Genomic DNA, 16,319 nt, shown 5'->3' with positions numbered 1-16,319 from the left:
AAACCCATGCCAGACACCACCTCGCGCAATCCCCTGCGTGACAGGAGGGACCGGCGGCTGAACCGCATCGCCGGTCCCTCGGCCCTGGTCTTCTTCGGCATCACCGGAGACCTCGCCCGCAAGAAGCTGATGCCCGCCGTGTACGACCTGGCCAACCGGGGCCTGCTGCCGCCGAGCTTCGCGGTGGTGGGTTTCGGCCGCCGTGATTGGTCGCGGGAGGACTTCGTGTCCGAGGTCCGTGGCTGGGTACGCGACAACGCGCGCACCCCGTTCAACGAGACCGTGTGGGAACAGCTGGCCGGCGGTTTCCGCTTCGTCAACGGCGGTTTCGGCGACGACGAGGCCTTTGTCCGGCTCCGAGAGACATTGGACGAGTTGTCCGCGTCCCGGGGAACCCGCGGAAACCATGCGTTCTACCTCTCCATCCCGCCGAACTCGTTCGAGCAGGTGTGCGAGCAGCTGTCCAGGCACGGACTGGCCCAGCCAGAGGCGGACAACGCGACGGAGATGCCGTGGCGGCGCGTGGTGATCGAGAAGCCCTTCGGGCACGACCTCGCCTCCGCCCGTGAACTCAATGAGATCGTCGAGTCGGTTTTCCCACCCGACGCCGTGTTCAGGATCGACCACTACCTCGGCAAGGAGACGGTCCAGAACCTGCTGGCACTGCGCTTCGCCAACCAGCTCTTCGAACCGCTGTGGAACGCAAACCACGTGGACCACGTGCAGATCACCATGGCGGAGGACATCGGGATCGGCGGGCGCGCCGGATACTATGACGGCGTCGGCGCCGCCCGCGACGTCATCCAGAACCACCTGCTCCAGCTGCTCGCCCTGACCGCCATGGAGGAGCCCATTTCCTTCGACGCCGACCACCTCCGCGCGGAAAAGGAAAAAGTGCTCGGCGCGGTCCGTCTGCCGGAAGACCTCTCCACGCACTCGGCGCGGGGACAGTACTCCGGCGGCTGGCAGGGCGGCGAGAAGGTCACCGGCTTCCTCGAGGAGGAGGGGTTCAACCCCGATTCCACCACTGAAACCTTTGCGGCGATCCGCGTGGACATCAACACGCGACGTTGGGCCGGGGTTCCCTTCTACCTTCGCGCCGGCAAGCGGCTGGGACGAAGGGTGACGGAGATCGCCGTCGTCTTCAAACGCGCCCCCAACCTCCTGTTCCGGGACAACGCGAGCGACGACTTCGGCCAGAACGCCGTGGTGATCCGCGTCCAGCCCGACGAGGGTGCCACCATCCGCTTCGGATCCAAGGTACCGGGTACCCAGATGGAGGTCCGCGACGTCACCATGGACTTCGGCTACGGGCATTCGTTCACGGAGTCCAGTCCGGAGGCCTACGAGCGGCTGATCCTCGACGTGCTGCTTGGCGAACCTCCGCTGTTTCCCCGCCACGCCGAGGTGGAACTCTCCTGGAAGATCCTCGACCCCTTCGAGGAGTATTGGGCCAGCCTGGACGGGCAGCCCGAACCCTATGCGCCCGGAAGCTGGGGACCGGCTTCCGCCGACGAGCTCCTCGCGCGCGATGGAAGGATGTGGCGGCGCCCATGATCGTGGACCAGCCCGGAACCACGGCCTCGAAACTGGCCAAGGAACTGATGAATCTCCGCGAAACGGGCGGCGTGGTGGCACTCAGCCGCGTGCTCACCCTGGTCGTGGTCACGCGCGACGGCTTCGAGGAGGACGCGATTGCCGCCGCCAACCTCGCCAGCCGCGAACACCCGTGCCGGATCATCGTGGTCGTCGAGGGGAACAAGGACGCGCCCACCGCCCTGAACGGACAGATTCGGGTCGGAGGGGACGCGGGGGCCTCCGAGGTCGTGGTGCTGCATGTGCACGGAGAACTCAGCCACGCCGACGAGTCCCTCGTGGCGGCACTGCTGCTCCCCGATGCGCCCATCGTGGCGTGGTGGCCCCACGGGGCGCCGGAGAAGGCGTCGGCAACGGGAATCGGCCGCATCGCGCACCGGCGCATCACGGATTCGGGAAGCGAGGACGATCCGCGACGGGCCCTCTTCGCATTGGCCGATGCCTACGTGGCCGGCGACACCGATCTCGCGTGGACGCGACTGACGCTGTGGCGAGCCCAGCTGGCGGCAGTGCTCGACCAGCTGGATCCCGCCGAGGTCCAAGCAATGACGGTGAAGGGGGCGGCCGACTCCCCCAGCACGGTCCTGCTGGCGGCTTGGCTGACCCTCTTCCTCCACGTGCCAGTGACCATCGCCTCCTCGGCGGCCGGCACGGGGGTGCGCAGCGTCCGCTTCGCCCGCGCCGACGGCGACGTGGTGCTCACGCGCCCGGACAACGACGTCGCCGAGCTCTATCAGCCCGGGCAACAGGTGCAGCGCATCTCGCTTCCGCGGCGCCACCTCTCCGAGTGCCTGTCCGAGGAACTGCGGCGGCTGGACCCCGACGAGGTGTTCGGGGAGGTCCTTCGCGAGGGGCTGCCTCGCACGAACCTGCGCAGCGTGACGGCCAGCGAACGCTAAGCTGCGGGTTCCGCCGCCGCTCAACGCGGCGGAACAAAAAGGATGGCGGCTTCCGGTGTGGAAGCCGCCATCCTTATCTGTTCTTACAACTGTGCTTTATGCCCCGTGCGCTAGGACTCCGCCGAGAAGCGCATGACCAGCCCGAGCGCGATGATGACGGCACCCCAAGCCAGCCCGAGCACCACGGTGATGCGGTTCAGGTTCCGTTCGGCGACACCGGATGACCCGAGGTTGCTTGTCACGCCGCCGCCGAACATGTCCGACATGCCGCCGCCGCGCCCCTTGTGCAGGAGGATCAGCATGGTCAGCAGGAGGCTGGTGATGCCGAGCACCACCTGCAGGACAATCTTAAGTGCGTCCACTACGGCCTTTCGGTCAACGACGGCTTGTCAGCCGGCTAGTCGGTCACCAGATGGTGCTCGAACCTGACAATGCTAGCAAACTCCGCGGGGTCCAGGCTGGCACCCCCGACAAGCAGTCCGTCCACGTCGCGTTCCCGGAGGATCGCGGCGGCATTCGCGGCCTTGACGGATCCGCCGTACAGCAGCCGGATCCCGGCCGCCGTCCGCGCGTCGTAGAGATCCGTCAGCTCCGTGCGGATCGCGGCGCACATTTCCTGCGCGTCCTGCGGACCCGCCACCTCGCCCGTGCCGATGGCCCAGACCGGCTCGTAGGCAACCACGAGGTTGGCTGCCTGTTCGGCCGGGAGCGACTGGAGGTTGGCGCGCAGCTGCGCCAACGTGTGCTCGACGTGCTCCCCCGCCTGCCTGACCTCGAGCCCCTCTCCGACGCAGAGAATCGGAACCAGCGAATGGCGGTAGGCCGCCTCCACCTTGGCCCGAAGCGTCTCGTCCGATTCGCCGTGGATAGTCCGGCGCTCGCTGTGTCCGACCAGCACGTAGCTGCAACCGAGCTTGGAGAGGAACTGCCCGGAGATGTCGCCGGTGTACGCCCCGGAGTCGTGGGGCGAAAGGTCCTGGCCCCCGTAGACGACCGGAAGGTCGTCGCCGGCCACGAGCGTCTGCACGCCGCGCAAATCCGTGAACGGAGGGAAGACCGCAACCTCCACCCGGCCGAAATCGTGCTTTGCGTCGTCGAGGGTCCACGCCAGTTTTTGGAGCAGGGTGATGCCCTGCGCGTGGTCCATGTTCATCTTCCAGTTGCCGGCAATCAGCGGCGTGCGGTCGAACTTTCCGTTCGTGGATGTCGTCATGTGGTTATTTGCCTTCCAATGCTGTCAGGCCCGGCAGTTCCTTGCCCTCGAGGTACTCGAGGCTGGCACCGCCGCCCGTGGAGATATGGCTGAAGTCGTCGTCGCGGAACCCTAGCGTGCGGACGGCCGCGGCGGAGTCTCCGCCCCCGACCACGCTGAACGCCTCGGAGTCGGCCAGCGCCTGGGCAACCGCCCGCGTGCCTCCCGAGAACGCGTCGATTTCGAACACTCCCATGGGACCGTTCCAGAAGACCGTGTTGGCGGAGCGGATGTAGCTCGCGAAGGCATCCCCGGACGCCGGTCCGATGTCCAGCCCGAGCCCGGTGGCGCCGAACGATCCGCCCTCGATGTCGTCGGCGGCCAGCACCTCATGCTCCGCGTCCGCGCCGAACTTCGAGGCAACCACGATGTCCGTGGGCAGGATGATGTCGCAGCCGATCTCCTTGGCGCGCGCGAGGTAGCCGCGCACCGAGTCCAGCTGGTCGGACTCCAACAGGCTGGCGCCGACACCGTGGCCCTGCGCCCGCAGGAAAGTGAAGGCCATTCCGCCGCCGATGAGCAGCTGGTCCGCACGGCCGAGCAGCTTGTCGATGACGGCGAGCTTGTCCGAGACCTTGGACCCGCCCAGCACGACGACGAACGGCCGCTTGGGGCTTTCGGTGAGGGTCTTGAGGACCTCCACCTCCGTGCGGACCAGTTCGCCCTGGTAGGACGGCAGGACTGCGGCGATGTCGAACACCGAGGCGTGCTTGCGGTGGACGGCGCCGAACGCGTCGTCCACGTAGGCGCCGTTCCCGCCGGTCAGGGCCTTGAGCTCGCCTGCCAGGGCGGCGCGTTCGGCGTCGTCCTTGCTGGTTTCGCGGGCGTCGAACCGGATGTTTTCGAGGAGCAGCACTTCTCCGTCCGCCAGGGAGGCTGCACCAGCGCGCGCGCTGTCGCCAACGACGTCCCCGGCGATGGCCACGGGAAAGTCCGCGAGTTCGCGGAGACGTTCGCCCGCCGGGGCGATCGAGTACTTGGGGTCCGGGGAGCCCTTGGGCCGCCCGAGGTGGGCCATCACGATGACGCGGGCGCCGGCGTCGACCAGTTTGGAGAGGACCGGGAGGGACGCGCGTACGCGTCCGTCGTCCGTGACGGTGGAACCGTCGAGCGGCACGTTCAGGTCGCTACGGACCAGAACGCGCCGCCCACGGACGCCGTCGGCGAGCAGATCGTCGAGAGTGCGAGAAGTCATGCGCTTAGGCTATCCGAATCCCGTACCTACGCCAGCTTGCCGCCGACATACTCCGTCAGGTCCACCAGCCGGGAGCTGTAGCCCCACTCGTTGTCGTACCAGGCCAGCACCTTCACGGTGCTGCCGATGACCTTGGTCAGGGGCGCGTCGAAGATGGCCGACGACGGATCCGTCACGATGTCCGTGGAGACGATGGGGTCCTCGTTGTACTTCAGGAAGCCCTTGAGCGGTCCCTCCGCGGCGGCCTTCTTGAACGCGGCGTTGATCTCTTCCGCCGTGGTCTCGCGGGCCAGTGTCACCGTGAGGTCCGTGGCGGACCCGGTCGGGACCGGCACGCGCATGGCGTATCCGTCGAGCTTGCCCTTGAGCTCCGGCAGGACCAGTCCAATGGCCTTGGCGGCACCGGTGGACGTCGGAACCATGTTCAGCGCGGCGGCGCGGGCACGGCGGGGATCCTTGTGCGGCGCGTCCTGCAGGTTCTGGTCGGCGGTGTATGCGTGGATCGTGGTCATGAGTCCATCGACGATCCCGAACTGGTCGTTCAGGACCTTGGCCACGGGGCCCAGGCAGTTCGTGGTGCACGACGCGTTGGAGATGATGTGGTGCTTGTCGGCGTCGTACTTGTCGTGGTTGACGCCCATGACGATGGTGAGGTCCTCGTCGGTGGCGGGCGCGGAGATGATGACCTTCTTGGCCCCGGCGGTGATGTGGCCTTGGGCGTCGGCGGCCTTGGTGAAGAAGCCGGTCGATTCGATGACGACGTCGACGCCGAGCTCGCCCCAGCCGAGGTCCGCCGGGTTGCGCTGCGATAGGACCTTGATGCGCTGTTCACCGACGACGAGGTGGTCGGAGTCGACGACGACCTCGCGGTCGAGGCGTCCAAGGACGGAATCGTACTTCAGCAGCATCGCCAGGTCGTCGATCGAGCCGAGGTCGTTGACGGCGACGATTTCAATGTCCGCCGTCTGGGCGAGGCTGGCGCGCAGGAAGTTGCGTCCGATGCGTCCGAAGCCATTAATGCCAACACGAGTAGTCACGTGGTTATTCTCCTTGCCGGAATGTAGGCCGCCGCGGTGGCCCCCGGAAGGGGTGTTGCGCGGAGTGGCCATGGGAAAAGTTGGACACTCCGTTGTGTCGTCGACTGACTGCCGACCGGATCCACGGACTCCCGTCCCGGGGATAGCCGGGAGCGGGGTCCGCGGGATCCGTTGTGCTTATCCTACGTCATGTGACGCGGATATGTGATGCGCATTACGCGCCGGGAACGACCAGTGCCGTTGCGCCCGTGCGGGCTGCCTCGAAGCGCTTGGCGACGTCGGCCCAGTTCACGATGTTCCAGAACGCCTTGACGTAGTCGGCCTTGACGTTGACATAGTCGAGGTAGAAGGCGTGCTCCCACATGTCCAGCATCAGCAATGGAACGGTGCCCACGGGGACGTTGCCCTGCTGGTCGTACAGCTGCTCGATCACCAGGTTGCCGCCGAGCGGCTCGTAGGCCAGCAGTGCCCAGCCTGAGCCCTGCAGGCTCAATGCGGCCGCTCCGAAGTGGCCACGGAACGCGTCGAAGGAGCCGAAGTACTCGTCGATGGCCGCGGCCAGCTCGCCCTCGGGCTTGTCCCCGCCCTCGGGCGAGAGGTTCTGCCAGAAGATCGAGTGGTTGGTGTGTCCACCCAGGTGGAACGCCAAGTCCTTGGAAAGCTTGGGGACGTTGCCGAACTCGCCCTTCTCGCGGGCTTCGGCCAGCTGCTCGAGGGCGGTGTTGGCGCCGGCGACGTAGGCCGCGTGGTGCTTGCTGTGGTGAAGTTCCATGATGCGGGCGGAAATGTTCGGTTCCAGGGCTGCGTAGTCGTACGGCAGCTCCGGGAGGGTGTACTTCGACATGTGTCTCCTCCATTCGTTGTGCACCCCCCTCGAAGGGAGTGCCTTCTGGTTTTGCATCCCGAGCCCCCAGGGCGTCGGAAACCTACACCGCCAGACTATCCGTCCAGCATGTCTGCCGTAACACTGTCCTCGGTGCTCGGTATTCCCATCTCGATGGCCTTCTTGTCCGCCATGGCCAGGAGCCGGCGGATGCGCCCGGCGATGGCGTCCTTGGTCATGGGCGGATCCGCCAACCGTCCCAGCTCGTCCAGGCTGGCCTGCTTGTGGGCGACGCGGAGCGCCCCGGCGTACTGCAGATGGTCCGGGACGTCGTCGCCGAGGATCTCAAGGGCGCGCTCGACACGCGCTCCGGCCGCGACGGCGGCCTGCGCGGAGCGACGCAGGTTGGCGTCGTCGAAGTTCGCGAGTCTGTTCGCCGTCGCCCGCACCTCCTTGCGCATGCGCCGCTCCTCCCACACCATGAGTGCGTCGTGGGCACCCATGCGGGTCAGGAGCGCAGCGATGCTGTCGCCGTCGCGTATCACGACGCGGTCGACGCCGCGGACTTCGCGGGCCTTGGCGACCAGCCCCAGCCGCCGCGCGGCCCCCACCAACGCCAGCGCGGCCTCGGGCCCGGGGCACGTGACCTCCATGGCGGAGGAGCGTCCCGGTTCGGTCAGCGACCCGTGTGCGAGGAAGGCCCCGCGCCAGACCGCCTCGGCATCGGCCGTCGAGCCGTTCACGATGGCGGAAGGCAGTCCGCGCACCGGCCGGCCCCTGCCATCGAGCAATCCGGTCTGCCGGGCCAGCGATTCTCCGTCGCGCACCACTCGCACCACGTAGCGGTTTCCGCGGCGCAGGCCGCCGCCGGAGACGACGATGATTTCGGCGGTGTGGCCATACACCTCGGCAATGGACTTCCGCAGCCTGCGCGCCGTCGACGCGAGGTCGACCTCCGCCTCGATGACAATGCGGCCGGAAATGATGTGCAGTCCACCGGCGAACCGCAGCGTCGCGGAGACCTCCGCCTTTCGCTCCGAGGACTTCTTGACGTCAAGCCGGGACAGCTCGTCCTTGACCGAGGCTGTCAGTGCCATGTCTTGTGTTCCTCACTGCTGGGGTCGTTGGGATCGAAAGACGTGAAGACGTCCTGATAGGCCGTGGCCAGCCGCAACGGGTCGTGAACCGCACGTCCCGCCGCGACGCCTACTTTACCGAAGAAGCACCTGGCGCCGAGCCGGGCGGCGGCATCGCGGAACCTTTCGACCCCTTCGATGGACGATGGATCGGCGACGACGGCGTCGATCCGCAGGTCGGGGGCGTACCGCGAAATCACGTTCAAATGGTCGGCGGCGTCCATGCCCACGGTTTCCTTGGTCTCCGTGGCCAGGTTCATGGTCAGCAGGCGCCGGGCAGGGGTTGCCCGGAGCGCGTCCAGCATCTGCGGCAGGAGCAGGTGCGGCAGGACGGACGTGTACCACGATCCCGGTCCCAGAACGACCCAGTCGGCCAGCTCTATGGCGGACAGGGCCTCGGGGCACGCCGGAGCGTCCACGGGTTCGAGTTGGACGTTGCTGACGATCCCGGTGTTGCCAGCGACCGCCAATTGGGCCTGTCCGACCACTCGACGGCGCACCAGGGAGTCGCCGGCGCCCTGACCCAGGACCTCCCCGGAGATCGTCAGCGGGACGGTGCTCATGGGGAGCACCTGACCGCGGGCGCCAAGGAGCGCACCAGCCCAGCGCAGTCCGGCCACGGGATCCTCAAGCAACTCCCAGAGGGTGACGATCAGCAGGTTGCCGAGCGCGTGGTTGTCCAGCGTCCCGGCGGACCCCTCCTTCGATACGAAACGGTGCTGCATCACGTCGCGCCACGTGCGGCCCCAGTCGGTGTCGTCGCACAGCGCGGCCAGCGCCATGCGCAGATCCCCGGGCGGCAGGACGTCCAGTTCCTCGCGCAGGCGCCCGGAGGAGCCGCCGTCGTCGGCCACAGTGACGATGGCGGTGATGTCGCTGGTGAGCCTGCGTAGCGCGGCCAGCGAGGCCGCGAGTCCGTGACCGCCGCCCAGCGCGGCGACGCGCGCCGGCCCACGGCCCGCGCCGGCCGGTTTCGGCGGGACAAGGGGCATCTGCCCGGAAAGGAAGGCCATCTCGTCCTACTCCCGGCCCAGGTCGCGGTGGTTGACCGTGACGTTGACCCGCGGGAGCTGGCGCAGCCTGCGGGCGAGCTCCTCGCTGACCGCGACCGACCGGTGCTTGCCGCCCGTGCAACCGACGGCGAGGGTCGCGTAGTGCTTGTTCTCGCGCCGGTAGCCGTCCATGACCGGTTCCAGGGCCTCGATGTAGCGGTCCACGAACTCGGCGGCGCCCTCGGCCTCCAAAACGTAGTCGCTGACCACGGCTTCCACGCCGGTGTGCGGGCGGAGTTCCGGAACCCAGTGCGGGTTCGGGATGAACCGCACGTCGGCCACGAAGTTGGCGTCCGCCGGGAGGCCGTACTTGAAGCCGAAACTCATGACATTCAGGCGCAGGACGATCGGGCCCGACTCGGAAAAGAGTTCCGTGATGGCGGTGGCCAGGGCGTGGACGTTCATGGGGGTGGTGTCGACCACGAGTTCCGCCGACTCCTTGAGTTCCCGCAGGACCTCTCGCTCGGCCGCTATGCCGTCCAGGATCCGCCCGCTGCCCTGCAACGGGTGGGGACGCCGCCCCTGTTCGAAGCGGCGCACGAGCAGGTCGTCGCTGGCCTCGAGGAACAGCACGCGGTAGTTGATCCCCGCGGCGCGCAGCTGCGCGAGATTCTCCCGCAGGGCCGGGAAGAGGGACTTGCTGCGCACGTCCATGACGACGGCCAGCTTGGGAATGGACCCGGGGACGCGCGCCACGAGCTCGGTGAGCGTCCCCAGCATCTGGGGGGGCAGGTTCTCCACCACGTACCAGCCGTGGTCCTCGAGCGCGTGGGCCGCCGTCGTGCGCCCCGCACCCGACATGCCGGTAACGATCAGCAGTTCGGATTCGACGGGTTTGACCGGTGCCAGCTCGCTACTCATGTCTCCCAGTCTAGGGGAGGCACGGCCCCGTTTCGGGTGCCTGGACTAGTCCAGCAGTTCTCCGGTGGCGGTGTTCACCGCGGGTTCGGACGGATCCGTCGTGGCCTCCGTCCGGCCGGTGTCCGTCGCGAGCGCCGCGGCCAGCTGCCTGGCCATGGCCGGTCCGATGCCGGGCACGTTGAGGAAGTCGGCCTCGGCCGCCGCACGCATGCGCCGCACGGAGCCGAAGTGCTTCAGGACGGCCTTGCGTTTGGCCGGTCCGAGCCCGGGGACGCCGTCGAGCACGGAGACGACCATCGCCGTCGAACGCTTCTGGCGGTGGAAGCTGATGGCGAAGCGGTGCGCCTCGTCGCGGATCCGCTGGAGCAGATACAGTCCGTGGGAAGCCCGCGGCAGCACCACCGGGAACTCGTCGTCGGGGAGCCACAGTTCCTCGAGGCGCTTCGCCAGCCCCACGACGTACACGTCGTCGATGCCGAGGTCCTCGAGCGCCTGCGAGGCAGCCGCCACCTGCGGCGGACCGCCGTCGACCACCACCAACGACGGCGGGTACGCGAACTTGCGGAGCGGCGCCTTGGCGGCGTCCTCCTCGATATCGATCTGACCGGTGATGGCCGGGGCGTTGTGGGTCTGGTCGTCGAGGTAGTGCCGGAAACGTCGGGTGAGGACGTCGTACATGGCAGAGGTGTCGTCGCGCGCGGCCTCACCCGTGACGGAGAACTTCCGGTAGTCGGATTTCTTGGGTAGTCCGTCCTCCACCACGACCATGGACGCGACGACGTTCGTGCCTTGGACGTGGGAGATGTCGTAGCACTCGATGCGCAGGAGCGGCACCGGGAGGCCGAGCGCCTCCTGCAACTCCTGGAGCGCGGTGCTTCGGGTGCTGATGTCCCCGGCGCGTCGGGACTTGTGCAGGCGCAGCGACTGTTCGGCGTTCTCCCGCACGGTCTCCATCAGCACCGCCTTTTCCCCCCGGCGTGGAACCCGCAGGCTCACGGCCGCGCCGCGCAACCCGCGAAGCCATTCGGCGACCTGTGCCGAATCCTCGGGCTCCACCGGGACCAGCACCTCGCGCGGCAGCCGGTCCGCGTCCGTGTTCTCCCCATAGACCTGCTGGAGCAGGTGCTCCACGAACTCCGCGGGCGTTGTGTCCTCGACCTTTTCCACCACCCAGCCACGCTGTCCGCGGATGCGGCCGTTGCGGACGTGGAACACCTGCACGGCCGCCTCGAGCTCGTCCTCGGCGATGGCGAAAATGTCTGCCTCCGTGTCTTCGGACAGGACCACGGCGTTGCGCTCGAAGACGCGCCGCAGCGCGGCGATGTCGTCCCGTAGGCGCGCGGCCTTCTCGTATTCGAGTTCCGCGACGGCGCCGGCCATCTCCCGTTCCAGCTGACGGATGAAGCGGGTGCCCTCGCCCCCCATGAACTGGCAGAGCTCGTCGGCGAGTTTACGGTGGTCCTCGGCGCTGATGCGCCCGACACAGGGTGCCGAGCACTTGTCGATGTAGCCCAGGAGGCACGGGCGTCCGGACTGCTGCGCCCGTCGCAGGACGCCGGCGCTGCAGGTCCGCACCGGAAAAACACGCAGGAGCGTGTCAAGCGTTTCGCGGATGGCCTTGGCCGGGTAGAACGGACCGAAGTACTTGACGTCCTTCCGCCGGTCCCCCCGCATGACCTGTGCCCGCGGGAACTTCTCCCCGAGCGTCACCGCCAGATAGGGATAGGACTTGTCGTCCCGGAAGACGATGTTGAAGCGCGGCGCGAATTCCTTGATCCATGTGTATTCGAGTTGCAGCGCCTCCAACTCGCTGCCGACGACGGTCCATTCGACGCTCGCGGCGGCGAAGACCATGGCACGCGTCTTGGGCAGCAGTCCGGAGGGATTCGCGAAGTAGGAGTTCAGCCGCGAGCGGAGGTTCTTGGCCTTGCCGACGTAGACGACGCGTCCGTGTGGATCGCGGAACCTGTAGACGCCGGGATTCGTGGGGATCTCGCCGGCGCGGGGCCGGTAGGTGGAGGGGTCGGCCATGGTTCGACGCTACCCCGCGGCCGGAGCCTGGTTGTAGCCGTCGCAGCGCTCTTGGCCGGTGAGTTCCGCGACCGCGTCGACGATTCGGTCCGTGGCATGGCGGCGCGCCGGCAGCGGGTGCTTGGGACCGATGTGGTCGAACTGCAACGGTTCGCCGACCTTCAGCGTGAAGTGGTGCGGCGTGATCGCGTTGCGCCCGGCCGGCTGGAGCCGTTCCGTGCCGATGAGGCCGACCGGAACCACCGGCGCACCGGTGGACAGCGCCAGCCATCCGACGCCGGTCCGGCCGCGGTAGAGGCGCCCGTCGCGGGATCGGGTTCCCTCGGGGTAGATCCCGACGCCGCCGTCCGCTTCAAGGATCTCGACCAGGGAGTCCAGGGCGGCGACGGACGCGGCCTGTTCCCCGCGCTGCACCGGTATGGACCCGACAGACTGGAAAAACGCCTTCATCAGGCGTCCCTTCACGCCCGGCGTCGTGAAGTACTCGGCCTTCGCGAAAAAGGCCACGGGACGCGGCATCAGGGCTTGGATGATGATGCTGTCGAGGAAGGACAGGTGGTTGGAGGCCACGATGAAGGGCCCCTCGTCCGGGACGTGCTCCAGTCCGGTGACGGTGGGCCGACAGGTGGCGCCGATCGTTCCCCGGAAGGTGGCGCGAACGCCGTCGTAGAATCCCATCTAGGCGACCGACCCCTCCGGAACGGCATCCGCCGGCGCGCTTCCGGTGGTCGAGTCCGTGGATTCGAGACCGAGTTTGGCGCCCAGCTCCGCGGCCGAACCGACGACGGCGGCGGCACCGGCCGCGGCGAGCTCGCCCTGCGGTGCGTACCCCCATGAGACCCCGATGCATTCGAGTCCGTTGGCCGCGGCGCCGGTGACGTCGTAGTGGCGGTCTCCGACCATGACGGTCTCCCCCGGCGCCGTGCCCAGCGCGGCAAGGGCCGCCGCAACGATGTCTTCCTTGCCGTGCCCGGCGCGCGGGGCCGTTTCGTTGGCGACGGCGCCGTGGATGGCATCGAACTTGCCCGCCAGGCCCTGTACCTCGAGGAGCCGCCGTGCGATGTCGATGGGCTTGGACGTCGCCACCGCGAGGCGGACGCCGGAGGAACGCAGGCCGTCAAGCAACTCGGCCATGCCCGGGTAGACGCGGCTGGCGGCCATGCCGTGGGCGGCATACTCCGCACGGTAGTCGGCGATGACGGAGGGCAGGAGCTCGGCGGTCATGCCGGGAAGCTCCATGAGGCTCAGCGCGAGCGGCGGCCCGACCATGGTGTCGAGGCGCTCCGTGCCGGGATCCGCGAGGCCGTGCCGGAGCACCGCCGCGCGGATGCCCTCGGTGATGGCACCGGCGGGGTCCACCAAGGTGCCGTCGAGGTCGAACAAGACGGCGCGCACACGATTTATCACCGGGTCATTGTTGCACGAACCCGGTGTTGGGCCGGGTGTCCATGACCACCGGGGAATACTTCCCGGCCGTGGCGCGTGCTGCGCCACCCCCGTGCGCGGGTCCCCGGGGCGTTAGCCGAGCAGGTCGGCGAGGAACCGGCCGGTGTGGCTCTCGGGCACCTTGGCGACCTGTTCCGGCGTGCCGGTGGCGATGAGCTGCCCGCCGCCGGATCCCCCTTCGGGGCCGAGGTCCAGGAGCCAGTCCGCGCTCTTGATGACGTCGAGGTTGTGTTCGATCGTGATGACGGTGTTGCCCTTGTCTACCAGGCTCTGGAGGACCTTCAGGAGTTTCCTGATGTCCTCGAAGTGCAGGCCCGTTGTGGGCTCGTCCAGCACGTACACGCTCCGGCCGTTGGAGCGCTTTTGGAGCTCGGAGGCGAGCTTCACGCGCTGGGCCTCGCCCCCGGAGAGGGTCGTTGCAGGCTGGCCGAGCCGGACGTAGCCCAGGCCGACGTCGACCAGCGTGTTCAGGTGCCGCGCAATCGGCGAGAACGCGGCGAAGAACTCGGCGCCCTCCTCGATGGGCATGTTGAGCACGTCGGCGATGGTCTTGCCCTTGTAGTGGACCTCGAGCGTCTCGCGGTTGTACCTCGCCCCGTGGCAGACCTCGCAGGGCACGTAGACGTCGGGAAGGAAGTTCATCTCGATCTTCAGCGTGCCGTCGCCGGAGCACGCCTCGCAGCGCCCGCCCTTGACGTTGAACGAGAAGCGCCCGGGCAGGTAGCCGCGGACCTTTGCCTCGTTGGTCTCCGCGAACAGCTTCCGGACGTGGTCGAACACGCCCGTGTATGTCGCGGGGTTGGACCGAGGCGTCCGCCCGATGGGGCTCTGGTCTACGTGGATGACCTTGTCCAGCTGTTCCAGGCCCTCGACGCGCGTGTGCCGGCCGGCGACCTGCTTGGCGCCGTTCAGCTTGTTGGCGAGGACCTTGTAGAGAATGTCGTTGATCAGGGTCGATTTTCCCGAGCCGCTGACGCCCGTGACGGCGGTCATGACGCCCAGGGGAATGTGCGTGGTGAGGTCGCGCAGGTTGTTCTCGCGCGCCCCGACGATCTTCAGCTGCCGCTTCTTGTCGATCTTGCGGCGCTTTGCGGGTATCTCGATGGAACGGCGTCCGGCGAGGTAGTCGCCGGTCATCGACTCGGTGTTGGCGAGCAGCCCCTCCAGGGATCCCGAGTGGACGACCTGCCCGCCGTGCTCCCCGGCGCCCGGGCCGATGTCCACGATCCAGTCCGCCTGGTGGATGGTGTCCTCGTCGTGCTCGACGACGATCAGCGTGTTGCCGAGGTCCCGGAGACGGTTGAGGGTTTCAATGAGCCGGCGGTTGTCCCGCTGGTGCAGGCCGATAGACGGCTCGTCCAACACGTAGAGGACACCGACCAGCCCGGAACCGATCTGGGTCGCCAGACGGATGCGCTGGGCCTCCCCGCCGGACAGCGTGCCGGCGGCACGCTCAAGGTTGAGGTATTCGAGGCCGACATCCAAGAGGAAGCGGAGCCGTGCCTGGATCTCGATCAGGACCTGGTGCGCGATCTGCGCCTCGCGACCGGAGAGCACGAGGTCGTTGAGGAACTCGGAGCATTCGCGCATCGGCATGGCGGCCACCGCGGAAATCGACTTTCCGTTGATCAGCACGGAGAGCGACGCGGGGTTGAGCCGCGCGCCGTTGCACTCCGGGCATGGCACCTGCCGCATGTATTCCTCGTATCGGTCCCGGGCGTTGTCCGACTCCGTTTCCTGGTGCTTCCGGTGAATGTACTGGAACACGCCCTCGAAGCCCGTGCTGTACTTCCGCTCGCGGCCGAACCGGTTCCTGTACTGCACGACGACCTTGTGGTCCTTGCCGTGGAGGACGGACTCCCTGACGTCTTCGGCGAGCTTCTCCCACGGCGTCGTCATCGAGAACTTCATGTCCTTCGCCAGCCCCGCCAGCAGCCGGTTCCAATACTCCGTAGTGGCCGTTCCGAGGGACCACGGGGCGATCGCGCCCTCCTGAAGCGACTTGGAGGGGTCGGGAATGACCAGCTCGCCGTCCACCTCCAGCCGCGTGCCGATGCCCGTGCATGCCGAGCAGGCGCCGAACGGGTTGTTGAAGGAGAAGGACCGCGGTTCGATCTCGTCGATGGCCAGCGGGTGTTCATTGGGGCACGCCAGGTTCTCCGAGAACGCGCGCACGCGGCCGTCGTCGTCCGCGTCGAGGTCCACGAAGTCCGCGAGCACGCGGCCGTCCGCGATGCCCAAGGCGGTCTCGACCGAATCGCTGAGCCGCTGGCGGATGCCGTCCTTGCTGACCAGGCGGTCGACAACGACCTCGATGGTGTGCTTGAACTGCTTGCCGAGCTTCGGCGGGTCGGAAAGCTGGATGTTCTCGCCGTCCACCCGCGCCCGCGAGTAGCCCTTCGCCGTGAGTTCCTTGAAGAGGTCGACGAATTCGCCCTTGCGTCCGCGCACCACCGGGGCCAGCACCTGGAAGCGGGTCCCCTCCTCCAGCTCGAGCAGCTGGTCCACGATCTGCTGCGGCGTCTGGCGCATGACAGGTTCACCGCAGACCGGGCAGTGTGGACGCCCCACGCGCGCCCAGAGCAGGCGCATGTAGTCGTAGATCTCCGTGATGGTGCCGACGGTGGACCGTGGGTTCTTGCTGGTGGACTTCTGGTCGATGGAGACCGCGGGCGAAAGACCCTCGATGAAGTCGACGTCCGGCTTGTCCACCTGGCCCAGGAACTGCCGAGCGTACGCCGACAGCGACTCCACGTAGCGGCGCTGGCCCTCGGCGAAGATCGTGTCGAAGGCGAGGGAGGACTTGCCGGATCCGGACAGGCCCGTGAAGACGATCATCGCGTCACGGGGCAGATCCAGGTCCACGTTGCGCAGGTTGTGCTCCCGCGCGCCCTTGACGACTAGCCGCGACTGGTCGAGCGGGGGCTTGGCTGCGGAACCGGACGGCGAAACAACGGTGCTCTCAGAAATGGCCACCATCAAATAGTAGTC

General features: G+C 67.7%; 14 protein-coding genes. 2 read left to right on the top strand and 12 right to left on the bottom strand.

Translation table 11 applies throughout. The features are described from left to right. Positions 1-6 precede the first annotated feature (6 nt). Together zwf and ACHAAJ_RS01440 are read left to right on the top strand one after the other, a co-directional pair. Positions 7-1,557, top strand: a complete 1,551-nt coding sequence (gene zwf, locus ACHAAJ_RS01445) for a glucose-6-phosphate dehydrogenase (RefSeq protein ID WP_435726070.1) — start codon at positions 7-9, stop codon at positions 1,555-1,557. After that, positions 1,554-2,495: a glucose-6-phosphate dehydrogenase assembly protein OpcA gene (locus ACHAAJ_RS01440; RefSeq protein ID WP_435726069.1), complete on the top strand. Its 942-nt coding sequence runs from the start codon at positions 1,554-1,556 to the stop codon at positions 2,493-2,495. The genes zwf and ACHAAJ_RS01440 overlap by 4 nt, the downstream gene beginning before the upstream one ends. Positions 2,496-2,605: 110 nt before the next feature. Here ACHAAJ_RS01440 and secG read toward each other — a convergent pair whose 3' ends face one another. The 12 genes from secG to uvrA all read right to left on the bottom strand — a co-directional run bounded on the left by secG (position 2,606) and on the right by uvrA (position 16,307). Further along, positions 2,606-2,857: a preprotein translocase subunit SecG gene (gene secG / locus ACHAAJ_RS01435; protein ID WP_435726068.1), complete on the bottom strand. Its 252-nt coding sequence runs from the start codon at positions 2,855-2,857 to the stop codon at positions 2,606-2,608. 35 nt (positions 2,858-2,892) lie between these two features. After that, the gene (tpiA, locus tag ACHAAJ_RS01430; RefSeq protein ID WP_435726067.1) at positions 2,893-3,708 is read right to left on the bottom strand and encodes a triose-phosphate isomerase; all 816 of its coding nucleotides are present in this window, start codon (positions 3,706-3,708) and stop codon (positions 2,893-2,895) included. A gap of 4 nt (positions 3,709-3,712) precedes the next feature. Continuing rightward, entirely contained in the window at positions 3,713-4,942 is a 1,230-nt protein-coding gene (locus tag ACHAAJ_RS01425; RefSeq protein WP_435726066.1) for a phosphoglycerate kinase, read from the bottom strand. 26 nt (positions 4,943-4,968) lie between these two features. Next, the gene (gene gap, locus ACHAAJ_RS01420) at positions 4,969-5,979 is read right to left on the bottom strand and encodes a type I glyceraldehyde-3-phosphate dehydrogenase (RefSeq protein WP_435726065.1); all 1,011 of its coding nucleotides are present in this window, start codon (positions 5,977-5,979) and stop codon (positions 4,969-4,971) included. 214 nt (positions 5,980-6,193) lie between these two features. Next, the gene (locus ACHAAJ_RS01415; protein ID WP_435726064.1) at positions 6,194-6,823 is read right to left on the bottom strand and encodes a superoxide dismutase; all 630 of its coding nucleotides are present in this window, start codon (positions 6,821-6,823) and stop codon (positions 6,194-6,196) included. A 95-nt stretch (positions 6,824-6,918) separates the two neighbouring features. Further along, positions 6,919-7,899, bottom strand: coding sequence for a DNA-binding protein WhiA (gene whiA / locus ACHAAJ_RS01410; RefSeq protein ID WP_435726063.1), 981 nt, complete (start codon positions 7,897-7,899; stop codon positions 6,919-6,921). Beyond that, positions 7,890-8,951 (bottom strand): gluconeogenesis factor YvcK family protein, encoded by a 1,062-nt coding sequence (locus ACHAAJ_RS01405; protein WP_435726062.1) that lies wholly within the window; start codon positions 8,949-8,951, stop codon positions 7,890-7,892. Before ACHAAJ_RS01405 ends, whiA begins: the two co-directional genes overlap by 10 nt. A gap of 6 nt (positions 8,952-8,957) precedes the next feature. After that, on the bottom strand, positions 8,958-9,851 hold the full coding sequence (rapZ, locus tag ACHAAJ_RS01400) for an RNase adapter RapZ (RefSeq protein ID WP_435726061.1): 894 nt from the start codon (positions 9,849-9,851) through the stop codon (positions 8,958-8,960). A gap of 45 nt (positions 9,852-9,896) precedes the next feature. Further along, positions 9,897-11,882: an excinuclease ABC subunit UvrC gene (uvrC, locus tag ACHAAJ_RS01395; protein WP_435726060.1), complete on the bottom strand. Its 1,986-nt coding sequence runs from the start codon at positions 11,880-11,882 to the stop codon at positions 9,897-9,899. Between the two features lie 9 nt (positions 11,883-11,891). Then, complete coding sequence (locus tag ACHAAJ_RS01390) at positions 11,892-12,560, bottom strand: lysophospholipid acyltransferase family protein (RefSeq protein WP_435726059.1); 669 nt, start codon at positions 12,558-12,560, stop codon at positions 11,892-11,894. Next, complete coding sequence (locus ACHAAJ_RS01385; protein ID WP_435726058.1) at positions 12,561-13,289, bottom strand: HAD hydrolase-like protein; 729 nt, start codon at positions 13,287-13,289, stop codon at positions 12,561-12,563. A 111-nt stretch (positions 13,290-13,400) separates the two neighbouring features. Further along, on the bottom strand, positions 13,401-16,307 hold the full coding sequence (uvrA, locus tag ACHAAJ_RS01380) for an excinuclease ABC subunit UvrA (protein ID WP_435726057.1): 2,907 nt from the start codon (positions 16,305-16,307) through the stop codon (positions 13,401-13,403). Between the last annotated feature and the right edge of the window lie 12 nt (positions 16,308-16,319).

The sequence above is a fragment of the Arthrobacter arnarulunnguaqae genome (assembly GCF_051262515.1).
Taxonomy (GTDB): Bacteria; Actinomycetota; Actinomycetes; order Actinomycetales; family Micrococcaceae; genus Arthrobacter_N.
The sequence above is the reverse complement of the archived record's forward strand: the minus strand, read 5'-3'. Positions and strand labels throughout refer to the sequence as shown.